11 protein-coding genes are annotated in these 11,944 nt (G+C 56.1%); 8 read left to right on the top strand and 3 right to left on the bottom strand.

Going from position 1 to position 11,944, the window contains the following annotated elements:
* Positions 1-23: 23 nt before the first annotated feature.
* Positions 24-491: a Fur family transcriptional regulator gene (locus FB556_RS08950; protein ID WP_246057335.1), complete on the bottom strand. Its 468-nt coding sequence runs from the start codon at positions 489-491 to the stop codon at positions 24-26.
* Between the two features lie 92 nt (positions 492-583).
* The gene (locus FB556_RS08945; RefSeq protein ID WP_141866910.1) at positions 584-1,810 is read right to left on the bottom strand and encodes a flavin-containing monooxygenase; all 1,227 of its coding nucleotides are present in this window, start codon (positions 1,808-1,810) and stop codon (positions 584-586) included.
* Positions 1,811-1,927: 117 nt separating this feature from the next.
* On the opposite strand from FB556_RS08945, the gene glyA reads away from it, so the two are divergent.
* The 5 genes from glyA to trpS all read left to right on the top strand — a co-directional run bounded on the left by glyA (position 1,928) and on the right by trpS (position 6,833).
* Positions 1,928-3,208 (top strand): serine hydroxymethyltransferase, encoded by a 1,281-nt coding sequence (glyA, locus tag FB556_RS08940; RefSeq protein ID WP_141866908.1) that lies wholly within the window; start codon positions 1,928-1,930, stop codon positions 3,206-3,208.
* 118 nt (positions 3,209-3,326) lie between these two features.
* Positions 3,327-4,211, top strand: coding sequence for a bifunctional methylenetetrahydrofolate dehydrogenase/methenyltetrahydrofolate cyclohydrolase (locus FB556_RS08935; RefSeq protein ID WP_141866906.1), 885 nt, complete (start codon positions 3,327-3,329; stop codon positions 4,209-4,211).
* 137 nt (positions 4,212-4,348) lie between these two features.
* Entirely contained in the window at positions 4,349-4,876 is a 528-nt protein-coding gene (locus tag FB556_RS08930; protein WP_211344018.1) for a hypothetical protein, read from the top strand.
* An 8-nt stretch (positions 4,877-4,884) separates the two neighbouring features.
* Positions 4,885-5,739, top strand: a complete 855-nt coding sequence (locus FB556_RS08925; RefSeq protein ID WP_141866904.1) for an exodeoxyribonuclease III — start codon at positions 4,885-4,887, stop codon at positions 5,737-5,739.
* Between the two features lie 41 nt (positions 5,740-5,780).
* Positions 5,781-6,833: a tryptophan--tRNA ligase gene (gene trpS / locus FB556_RS08920; RefSeq protein ID WP_281280496.1), complete on the top strand. Its 1,053-nt coding sequence runs from the start codon at positions 5,781-5,783 to the stop codon at positions 6,831-6,833.
* 93 nt (positions 6,834-6,926) lie between these two features.
* Here trpS and FB556_RS08915 read toward each other — a convergent pair whose 3' ends face one another.
* On the bottom strand, positions 6,927-8,465 hold the full coding sequence (locus FB556_RS08915) for a DUF4389 domain-containing protein (RefSeq protein ID WP_246057334.1): 1,539 nt from the start codon (positions 8,463-8,465) through the stop codon (positions 6,927-6,929).
* Between the two features lie 772 nt (positions 8,466-9,237).
* Here FB556_RS08915 and FB556_RS08910 point away from each other — a divergent pair.
* Genes FB556_RS08910 through FB556_RS08900 form a run of 3 tightly spaced genes read left to right on the top strand, consistent with a single transcriptional unit; the run spans position 9,238 to position 11,849 of the window.
* The gene (locus FB556_RS08910) at positions 9,238-9,948 is read left to right on the top strand and encodes an ABC transporter ATP-binding protein (RefSeq protein WP_246057332.1); all 711 of its coding nucleotides are present in this window, start codon (positions 9,238-9,240) and stop codon (positions 9,946-9,948) included.
* On the top strand, positions 9,945-11,246 hold the full coding sequence (locus FB556_RS08905; RefSeq protein ID WP_141866898.1) for an ABC transporter permease: 1,302 nt from the start codon (positions 9,945-9,947) through the stop codon (positions 11,244-11,246). The genes FB556_RS08910 and FB556_RS08905 overlap by 4 nt, the downstream gene beginning before the upstream one ends.
* A gap of 42 nt (positions 11,247-11,288) precedes the next feature.
* Positions 11,289-11,849, top strand: a complete 561-nt coding sequence (locus FB556_RS08900) for a hypothetical protein (RefSeq protein ID WP_141866896.1) — start codon at positions 11,289-11,291, stop codon at positions 11,847-11,849.
* The last annotated feature ends 95 nt before the right edge of the window (positions 11,850-11,944 follow it).

Genomic DNA, 11,944 nt, shown 5'->3' with positions numbered 1-11,944 from the left:
TCGGTGGACAAAAGTTCTACAGTCTAGACGGACACGTGCGTGTCGCCATCCGGGGCGTCAAGCGCGTCCAGGCAGTCCGTGCATGTTCCGTGGTAGACGACGTCGGCGGTGTCGATCACCATGCCGTGTGTCTCAACCGGGGTCATGCAGGGGGCGCTGCCGTGCTGGCAGGCAACATCTTCGATGCGCCCGCACAGGCGACAGTGGACGTGATGGTGATTGTCGAAGTGCTGAATTTCGAAGCGGGCTGCGGTGGGCCCAAATTCGAGTTTCCGTACGAGTCCGACATCCACCAGGGATTGCACCACGGTGTAGATGGATTGAATGGTGATCGCAGGGAGAGCGTGGCGAACCTGGTTTAACAGTTCGTCAGCGGTTGCGTGTGGTCGTCCCGCGAGGGACTCCAGGGTCGCGACGCGCTGCCGTGTGGAGCGTAGTCCGGTTGCCCGAATACGCGACGGCCAGTTGATGATGTGGCCAGTTTGGCTCACCTGTTCCCTCCTTAACGATCGCTCTTTCCATTATGCCACTTTTTATGAATCATTCAAAATAGACTGTGACGTCCGACATCTGCGGTAGTCGTCTAGTCGAGGTGTTGTATTGCGGCGACGGCGGCCTTGCGGCCAGCTCGCGTCGCACCGATCGTTGATGCAGAAGCGCCATAACCCACCAGAAACACTCCGGGTGCGGCCGGTACGGTGACGCCGTCGTCATGAACTACAACGCCGCCGTGCTCGCTGCGGATATCCAGCGGATCAAGATGCCCCAGGCTGTGGTGGAAGCCGGTGCCCCACAGGATCGAATCGATCGGTGTGACCCACTGGTGATCAATGTTCGTGCCATGGCCGGGTAAAATCTCAGTATTGCGGTGCATATCCGCCAGCCGTGGATCGCCGGCGCGCAACAGATCATCGACGGCTTGGCCCTGCGAATTAATCGTCGCTCCATCGGGGCCCGGTCCATTAATCGTCACGTGATCCCGTCCGAATGAGTCGATAAAGCCACGAAACACTAACACCCCGCGATTGATGTAGTCCAGGGATTCCGAATTCAACGCCAAGCCCGTATTCGATACAACCGAGCGAGGTGCTTTACCCGCCGTGACCAACGTCGTGACCCGGTGTTCCACTTTGCGTCCCCATTGTGGGTCGAAGTGTTCGGGATTCCAGCGGGGCAGTGATCGGGAAACCCATATCGTGTGGTCGGTGACGTCGTCCAACATCATCAAAAACTGGGTCGATGAGGCGCCACCTCCGACGACGAGCACACGCTGATTTCGAAAGTCTTCGACGTCGCGAAAGGTTTTGGTGTGCCACTGGGGTCCGGTGAAGTGTTCCAGGCCCGGGTAATGTGGGATATTTGGGGTGTCCCAGGTGCCGGTGGCATTAATGACGGCGTTGGCAGTGAAAGCGCCGAGATCGGTGTCGATGTAGAACAACTCGTCGCGTGGCTGCGTGACGGCTTGCACCGTTGCCGGACGGATAACGTCAAGGCCAAGGTGTGCTTCGTAGGCGCCGTAATATTCGCTCACGACTTGCGACGCCGGACGCCAGGTATCCGGGTTTTCTAGCGGGAAACCGGGCAGATCGTGGATGCCGTGGGCGCGACCCAACGTCAGGTCGTTCCAGCGGTGGCGCCAGGCTCCACCCGGGCCGTCGTTGGCATCCAGCACCGCGAAATCTTTGCCAGGGACCAGGCCGCGACGGTGCAGGGTGCCGGCGGCAGACAGTCCAGCTTGGCCGGCCCCGATCACCACGATGTTAAAGTGGTTAGCCGTAGCAAACGGGGTAGTGCTGTGATTCGACGACATGCCCCCAGCGTAGTTCAGGCCTTGACATAAAGCTGTGGTCAACGACAACTGCACGCCGGGAGCGGCAGGGCGCACTATGATGAGTTGCGTCGTTGAGAATTTTTCACCAGGAGTGCGATGTCTGAAATGTCGAATGTCAATACCGCCCCTTTGGCAGAGGTGGACCCTGAAATTGCCGAGGTGCTGGGACTCGAGCTGGGTCGCCAACGCAACAGCTTAGAAATGATTGCCTCGGAAAACTTTGTGCCACGGGCCATCCTGGAAACCCAGGGTTCCGTGCTGACCAACAAATACGCCGAAGGCTACCCCGGACGTCGCTACTACGGCGGGTGCGAGTACGTCGACATCGCCGAGAATCTGGCCATCGATCGCGCCAAAGCCCTGTTCGGCGCCGAATACGCCAACGTCCAACCCCACGCGGGTGCTCAAGCCAACGTCGCCGTGATGGAAGCCCTGATGGAACCGGGCGACACGCTCATGGGACTATCCCTGAATCACGGTGGCCACCTGACCCATGGGATGCCCCTGAACTTCTCGGGGCGTCGTCACAACATTGTGGCATATGAAGTCGACCGTGAAACCTTCCGCATTGACATGGATAAGGTACGGGAGCAGGCGCTGGCCGAAAAACCCGACGTCATCGTTGCCGGTTGGTCGGCCTACCCGCGTCAGCTGGATTTTGAGGCTTTCGCTTCGATTGCTCAAGAAGTTGGCGCCAAGCTATGGGTTGATATGGCGCACTTTGCCGGTCTGGTCGCAGCCGGTCTGCACCCGAACCCGGTGCCACATGCCGACGTCGTGTCTTCGACGGTCCACAAGACCCTGGGCGGTCCTCGCTCCGGGTTCATCCTGGCCAAAGAAGAGTACGGCAAGAAGATTAACTCTCGTGTCTTCCCAGGTCAGCAGGGCGGACCGCTCATGCACGCGATCGCCGGGAAAGCCGTGGCCTTTAAAATTGCCGCGTCCGAAGAATTCAAACGTCGTCAACAGCGCACCGTGGAAGGCGCCCAGATCCTGGCGGCCCGTTTGACCGAAGCCGACGTCGCCGATGCTGGTGTTTCCGTGTTGACCGGTGGCACCGATGTGCACCTGGTGTTGGTTGATCTACGCAACTCGGAGCTCGACGGAAAACAGGGCGAAAACATCCTGGACGAAGTGGGGATTACCGTCAACCGCAACTCGGTGCCATGGGATCCACGTCCACCGATGACCACCTCGGGTCTGCGGATCGGTACCCCGGCGTTGGCCACCCGCGGCTTTGGTGCTGAAGAGTTCACCGAAGTGGCCGATATTATTGCCAACGCGCTGAAACCAAATCCCGATGTGGAAGCACTGCGGACTCGCACCGACAAACTGGCCAACGATTTCCCGCTGTATGAAGGATTCGAAAACTGGTAAGCCACCAGTGCTCGCCGACTAATGACACGCTCCGGGCCCGTCACTACACTAAGTGGTTGGGCCCGGACGCGGGTTAACGTTGAAAGTCACACCAACCAGACAAGGACGTCGCTTCATCATGACTGCGCTGAAACTAGACGGCCGCGCCACCGCGGCTGCGATGAAAGAAGATCTCGCGAAGCGAGTTGCCAAACTCAAAGAACAGGGCATTACCCCCGGGCTCGGAACCGTCCTGGTTGGCGCTGACCCAGCCTCGCAATCCTATGTGGGCGCTAAAATCCGTGACATGGAAGAAGTCGGCATCAACTCGTTGCACCGCGAGCTCGACGAATCAGCGACCCAAGAAGAAGTCTTGGACGTCATCAATGAACTCAACAACGACCCGGAATGCACCGGCTATATCGTCCAGTTGCCACTGCCCAAACACATCGATACCGATACTGTGCTGGAAGCCATCGACCCGGGCAAAGACGCCGACGGCCTACACCCGCTAAACCTAGGTCGGCTCGTCGCTAACGCTGGCGGCGAGATCACCTGGCCGCTGCCCTGCACTCCCAAGGGTTGTCTGACCCTGCTGCGTCGATATGACATCGAGACCAAGGGCAAAACCGTGCTGGTCATTGGTCGCGGGATTACCATCGGGCGCCCGGCAACGCTGCTGTTTACCCGTCGTGACGTCAATGCCACCGTCATCGCCGCCCACACCGGCACCTCCAACATGGATGAGCTGATCGGTCAGGCCGACATCATCATCGCCGCCGCTGGCAACCCCGGTATGGTCACCAAAGATAAAGTCAAAGACGGTGTGGTCATCCTGGATGTTGGGGTGACCCGTGAAACCAAAGACGACGGCAAAACCCGCATCGTAGGCGATGTGGCGCCCGACGTCGCCGAAGTAGCCTCTGCGATGTCGCCCAACCCAGGTGGCGTGGGTCCGATGACCCGCGTGGAGTTGGTCGCCAACGTCGTCGAAATTGCCGAACTCAACGCGGCAAAAGGCTAAGATTCTTCCGAAACCACGCTAGTACCGTTCATCCCTCGGCCGGTCATCAGACGGGTCGAGGGATTATGGTGTTAGCGTACGGGATAATGTCGGTGGCCAATTGGGCACGACATCGCAAATACGAGATACTGGAAACCATGCAGTCCATCGAATCTTCAACACATCGCCGCGGTTTACGACTTTCTAATGTCGTCCTGCTGGTAGTCGTTATCGCCTTTATTGTGGCCGTCATCTTCGCGGCAAACCAGAATGACATCATCGGTTGGATGGTCGTGGCCGTCGCCGGCGGCTGGTTGATCCTGTCGCTGGTCTCACTGATGATGGTGTCTCGTGGGGCACGAGCAGTGCACAAAACCGCCAGGGATTTCAACTCGAATATCGCCGCTGCAACCGCTGGCGGCACAGTGGTGGATGCAACCGACCCGATGCGAGACACCAAAGTTGACCACTCACTGAAAATCGTTGAAGTCCAAAAACGGGTCATTACCGAAGAACTTGCTCGGGGCATCGATCAGGCAGATTTTGAAATGATCGATCGGGCGCTGGATACCATTGAGATGACCGCCCACAACGCCCGTGACATGATCAACCCGAACCGTCACAACACCTCCAAACCGGATGCTGACAATGGTTCCAACACCATTACTGGCGACGTCATCAACTAGAAAGAACTATGCATTCTAACGCTGCTGATCCAAAGGCTGATAACACACTTCGGGTAGCAACCGTTAATATCAACGGTATTCGTGCTGCCCACAAACGCGACATGGCCACCTGGTTTGCCGATCGCAATATCGACATCATCACCCTGCAGGAAGTTCGTGCACCGGGCGATATCCTGGAAAAACTGCTCACCGATATCGTGGGTGACGAATGGGAATCTGTTTACATTCACGCCGATGAATGCAAAGACAAAGGTCGAGCCGGGGTTGCCATTGCATCGCGCTACAAACCACTCGAGACCCGCACCGGCCTGGCTGATGGCATCAATGACTCGGGTCGCTGGGTCGAAGCCGATTTTGTCACGCCAGAGGGGTCGAAACTTTCGGTTGCCAGTGTGTATGTGCACTCTGGTGATGTCGATACTCCAAAACAGGACGACAAATATGAATTCCTGGACGCGATGGTCGACTACCTGCCGAAAATGCAGGACCGCAACCCACACTCGGTGATCACCGGCGACCTCAACGTCGGACACACTGAACTCGACATCAAAAACTGGAAGGGCAACGTCAAAAACGCCGGTTTCCTCCCCGAGGAACGTGCTTATTTCGATAAGTTCTTCTCCGAAGAACACCTAAGCTGGGTCGACGTTGGCCGCAAGATAGCCGGCGACGTCGCAGGCCCGTATACCTGGTGGTCCTACCGCGGTAAAGCATTTGATAATGATGCCGGTTGGCGCATCGACTATCACATGGCGACCCCACCACTGGCGGAAAAAGTCACCAAAGCCGTGGTAGACCGTGCGCCATCGTATGACCGCCGCTTCTCAGACCACTCACCCGTCGTGGTCGACTACCAGTTCTAGAAAGGCTCGATGTGTCCACCAGCCAACCAACACCGGCCGATATCCTTGCCACTGACCTCACCAAGACTGCCCACCTCACCTCGGCTGCAGCACACCCTCGGGTGTTGTCAGGGATGCAACCGTCAGCGGACTCGTTGCACCTGGGCAACTACCTGGGCGCTTTAGTCAACTGGGTCAAAGTCCAAGAGGACTTTGAAGCCTTCTATTTCATTCCGGATCTGCACGCCATCACGGTGCCCCAGGATCCCGAAGATCTGACGAAACGGACCCGGGTAGCCGCTGCACAATACATTGCCGCGGGCATCGATCCGGAACGTTCAACGCTGTTTGTGCAGTCGCACATCCCAGAACACACCCAGCTAACGTGGATTCTGACGTGTATGACCGGCATGGGTGAGGCATCGCGCATGACCCAGTTCAAGGACAAATCCGCCCGCGATGGTGTGGACGCTGCCGGAGTGGGCTTATTTACCTATCCGATGCTCATGGCCGCAGATATCCTGCTATACCAGCCGCACGGTGTCCCAGTGGGCGATGACCAGCGTCAACACATCGAGCTGACCCGTACGTTGGCGCAGCGTTTCAATCACCGTCACGGGGAAACCTTTGTGGTGCCCGTCGGTTTCTATCCCGAGGCTGGCGCACGGATCTATGACCTCCAAGAACCAACCGCCAAGATGTCAAAATCCGCGCAATCACCCAACGGGCTGATTAATATCCTGGACGAACCGAAAGTCACCGCCAAACGCATTAAGTCGGCGGTGACCGATGCGGGCACAGAAATCTACTACGACCGAGCCAATAAACCAGGTGTGTCGAACCTGTTGGATATCTTTGCCGCCGTCACCGACCGAAGTGTCGATGACCTCGTCAAGGCCTATGAAGGCAAGATGTACGGTCACCTCAAGGTCGACCTGGCTGAAGCTGTGACTGACCGTCTGACCCCGATCCGCACACGGGCACTGGAACTGCTTGATGATCCGGCAGAACTTGACCGGATCCTGGCCTTGGGGGCAGAAAAGGCACGGAGTGTCGCAGCCCCTGTCCTGGATGACGTCTACAAAAAGAGTGGGTTTCTTCCACTAGCGCGCTAAGTCCTGTTATACAGCGATTGAAAGCACGGTCAAGGATATGAGCATCCGTTACCGTGCTTTTGCGTTCCAGCATCCAGTCGATTGGCCGGAGCTTTAGCGTGTCACCGGTTTGGAACTCGAGGGGTCGGGCTCCAAGAATGGCGGTTCGACAGGCCCCTGGTCCAGTCGGAAGGGCGGGTAATCATCGCGCAAGAGCAACACGTATGAGGACACTCGGTAGGCCCACCGGTTAATTCCCATGATCAGAGCAAACAACCCTGCCCTGTAGTTGGCCGTGAACAACAGGATCAAGGCGGTGATGAGTACTAACACGCCCAACAACGAAGGCACCCCACTGGAGGTTTGGACCCAAGTATCCGCTTCGGTGGACATGACCCAGGTCGCCCCCATGCTACCCGTGGTCAAAATGCCGACAATGATCACATGTGGAATGGCCAACAGCCACCATTTGACCAGAACCAGTCCTCTGGAGAGTCGTTCAGGATACGCCACATCGAAATCTGCTGGGTAATCCACGGATGCCAGTGTGAACGGTGGATAGCGGTCTGTTCCAAGCGCCGAGTATGAATAAAACCCCACGCGCCACGTCCAGCGCAGGACTCCGACGCTAAATGCAAACCACGGTCTCGGATACCGCGCTGTGAATAGAATGGTAAAGCCGGAGGCAATCGTTGTGGCTACCAAGGCGAAACCCAACAACGCCAGGATGATAAAGTGCGGGATTGCCAAGAGCCATTTCACAAGCCAAAGCCACCGCGATAACGGCTCAATGAGATGACCGGTAAGGCGGACTGGGTACACCGTGGACGGCGGTTCGTTGTGCTGAGTCCCTGCCGCCAGGACCGGATCGATGGAACGCCCTAAGCCGGCCGCCCCAAGCAATAGCAGCACAATGCCCACTGCGAAGGCGGCTAGTCCGGTCAGGAATAGGCCTATGCCCACGGATCCGAACACGTCATGGGCGAGATCTGAGCGCACCCCGGCCTGAACGTCCACCCACACGGGTCTTGACGCATCCGCATTCATAATGACCAGTGACCACTGGCCAGGTTCAAAATCCCAGGTGATTTCCTGAGTACCAGTACCCGATGCAGATTGGGTCCAAAATGTTTGCCCTGTTGGATCTGTTGGGACGCTGGTTCCTTGAGTTACAGGTGCCTCGGCACTCCTTGGCGAAGAGAACAACTTGGTTCCGTCATGATTCCATGACTCATGTCCCAACTCAGAATGCGGAACATCCTGCAAATAGGTAGCGACATCCGAGGCTGGTCCAATACCAACAAAGATCTCCTGGTCTGGGACGCTTGACGTAACCCGCACCTGCAGATTGGCTATGTCCCCGGGCGCAGGCACTGTTGGGCTCCCGAGCTCATCAGGGATCACGACTACGGATGGGCTCAGCACAGCGTAGCCTGTCGTCTGTATTTTTTCAGATTCAAAAGTTATATATTGTCCATCACGCTGAGCGGCATCCACTGTCATAGCGGTTATCCCAATGACGCACAGGACCAACCCGAGCAGAGCAAGTAGAACGCCGATGATCAACAGAACCCAGTGGCCCGCTTTCATCCGGGCCGGCTGCGGGGGATAGGTAGGCGGCGGGGAAGTGGGTGTGCTGTCGAATGTAGACATGATACTTTCCTCTCAACGTACATCCATGAGGAAATTCCAGGTGGCCTGCTGCCGGATGTTCTGCAGGTTGCTGCGCGGGGATGGAGCGTACCGGGACAAGGAGTTCCGTCTGCAGATAGCCGCCAGTACGAGCCCAGAAGTGTGATCTATGAAATAACCCAGCAACTGAATGGCCAGAAGGCTCATACTTTAGGCCCTTATTCGATGCGCATCGGTGCCCAATGCGGCTAGACGTAGTGGAAAATGTCCTTTCAACTGTTTTCACATCGGTTTCACGTGAACGGGAGCATACCGGTCCCGGTGCTTTGCGTTCATGGTGCTTTCATTATCCGAGCACCCCGTCACGCGGTCAAGACATTCGCGTGCATGACATTGACGCTGGCCCTGTGAAGCGGGTGAATGGCTACTGCTGTGGGGGACGACAAGCATTCGAGATCCACGGTTGTACTAGGACCGGTATCGTCGGGCGCTTTTTTGGAGGTGGTGCGCAGAGAACTTGAATCTGCCAGTAATTCCACTCCGACTTGGTTCGTTACTAAGCCCAACTGCCGAAGTGATTGAACAATGCCTGGTCTTGGCGGCATCTCACGACAATGCTCGTCACCGCATTTGACGAAAGATCAGGCGACCGACTGATCGGGAACGGTTGCCCACCTGCAGTGAACTCATCCCGCAGACGTAGCAAAAGATCAGTCGCGAAGTGGAAGTCAGCAGGAACGTATTTTGGCAGACTACTTACTAGATCCAAAAAAACTGTCTTAAAGGGACCATCGTGACTGCTTCTCCTCTTGAAAGCCCACCACTATTAGAAACTGAAAACCTCGTGCGGGTATTTGGCACCGGCGAAAACCGCGTCGCAGCCCTCCAAGGTCTCACCTTTGAAATCCACCAGGGTGAATCGGTTGCGATCATCGGGAAATCTGGGTCGGGAAAATCGACCCTGATGCACCTGCTCGCCCTGCTTGACCAACCGACTTCAGGCGTCGTTGCGATGCGCGGCCAGGTCGTCTCAGATCTTAAACCCAAACAAATCGCCAAGGTCCGAAACACCACCTTCGGGTTTGTCTTCCAACAGTTCTTTCTCAATGCCCATGAAACCGTGCTAGAAAATGCCACCCTACCGCTGAAAATCGCCAAAGTCCCTAAGGCAGAACGTCACCGTCAGGGGACCGAAATCCTCGAAATGTTAGAGATGGGCGACAAGCTCAAGGCTAAGGCCATCAACCTTTCTGGTGGGCAACAGCAGCGCGTCTCTATTGCCCGGGCACTCATCAACTCCCCAGAAATCCTGTTTGCCGACGAACCTACCGGCAACCTTGATTCAGAAACCTCCGCCGTTGTCGAAGACATTCTGTTTGGACTCAATGAGCAAGGCCAGACACTGATCGTGGTCACCCACGATGAAGATCTTGCTGCCAAATGCGCTCGCCAAATACGCATTCAAGACGGTCAGATCATTGAAGACTCGGTGGTGAACGCATGAAACTCCGCGACATTTTTACCACGGCACTAGCTAATACGATGCGCACCAAGCTGCGCACCTTTCTGACCGTCATCGCCGTCGTCATTGGTGCTTTTACCCTGACCATGACCTCCGGCATTGGGGCAGGCATCAATAAGTACATAGATGCGCAAGTTGATGCGATGGGCGACACTAACCAGGTGTCGGTCATGCCCGCCCAAACCATGGACGCCAACGTGGGGCTGACCGCCGGTGAACCCCAAGAGTATGATCCAGATGCTCAAGGGACCGTCTCAGATTTCGGCATCCCCTCCATGGATGAAGAAGATATCGAGGAAATCGAACAAATTGAGAACATCGAATTTGTCGATCCGGTGATTTTTGTTGATATCGAATACCTCGAGACTCCTGATGGCACACGATACACGGTGCCCTCGGCTGGCTTCGCTTCAGAGCAGAGCATGGTGGAATATGCTGCGGGTGGGCCGGGCTCAAATGCCGAAGACGCCTATGAGCTTGTTATCCCTACCTCCTGGTTGTCAGCTTTTGATATTGACGACGTCGCCAACGCAGACGATGTCATCGATCAAGAAGTCATCATTACGGCCCAAGATCTCGAGGGCAATGCGGAAACCATCGAGGCCACCGTTGTGGGCGTGGCTGAAGAAACGATCACCGGTGCAGGCACGTCTCCGATCCCATCCTTTGGGCTGACCCAGCAGATTGCGGAGATCAATAACACCGCCGGCGGCACGACCATTCCGTTCACCTATATCCAGGCCATGGCCACCGTCCATGATCTAGCCACAAACGAAGCGCAGATTAAGGCTGATCTTGAAGAGATCGACATGGTCGGCCAGACCGTTGAAGACCAAATGGGCTTCATTGGCGGAATCATTGATGCGATTACTTGGGTATTCAATGGCTTCGCGCTGATCGCACTGCTGGCAGCAAGCTTTGGCATCGTCAACACCCTGTTGATTTCTGTGCAGGAACGCACCCGACAGATTGGCCTATACAAGGCGCTAGGGATGACCAGCGGGAAAGTCTTCACCCTGTTTTCAACCGAAGCTATTGTGATCGGTTTGCTCGGTTCGGTTATTGGGATAGGTCTTGGCAGTGTGGTTGGCGTTGTTGGTAACGCCTTGCTAATCAACGGGCCGCTGGATTCAGTTCCTGGACTAACGTTATATGCAATAGAGCCGCTGGCGTTGCTGGTTATTGCCCTGGTGATTATTGGCATCGCATTTTTGGCGGGGACGCTACCAGCACGACGAGCCGCAACCAAAGATCCTATCGAAGCCCTACGGTATGACTAGTATTCCACTACCTGGAGTACTGCGAAATGAAGAGGAATGCTGATGACTGACACACCAGAAAATAAATACGGTACGACCCCATATTCACCAACCGATATGACCAATATCGGTACCGAACCGCGCAGCGCTCGCTTGACCAAGAGCCTCGTGTGGGTGCTTATGATTCTGCACGTGCTCGCGGGAGTGATTGGCATTGTCGCCATGCAGACTGCAGGTCCGGCTGCTTATTTGGAAGCCTATCTACCGCCCAATGAATACCAAGCGATGACCCCTCAGATGCTCGATACAGCCTTTGCTGCAACGCTGGTCATGGCCATCGTTCTCCTGGCCATCAATGTGGTGCTGTTTGTTATCGTTGGTCTGGGTCTGCGCGCGAATCGCAACTGGGCACGCTTCATGGGCTTGGTCCTAGCCATCCTGTTTTTGATCTCATCTGCTTACAGTTTGTTGTTCGCCACCGATTACGGTGCCCAATCAGGCATGATACTCTTCGGCACCATCATCAACTGGGTCATTGTCTTGGTGACTATCTGGTGGATCATTCAGGCTTTAGATAAACAAACCCATCGCTGGTTTGCTCTCCATAAGTCTCTCCAAGGCTAATGCGTTCATAACACTTGTTTTGGGCCGGTCAGCTGAGCTGACCGGCCCAAATTATTACTCCGGATGGTCGAGCATCCGGGGGGGTGGATAGTGTG

Origin of the sequence: Enteractinococcus coprophilus (assembly GCF_006716305.1) — a bacterium.
GTDB classification, from domain to species: domain Bacteria; phylum Actinomycetota; class Actinomycetes; order Actinomycetales; family Micrococcaceae; genus Yaniella; species Yaniella coprophila.
The sequence above is the reverse complement of the archived record's forward strand: the minus strand, read 5'-3'. Positions and strand labels throughout refer to the sequence as shown.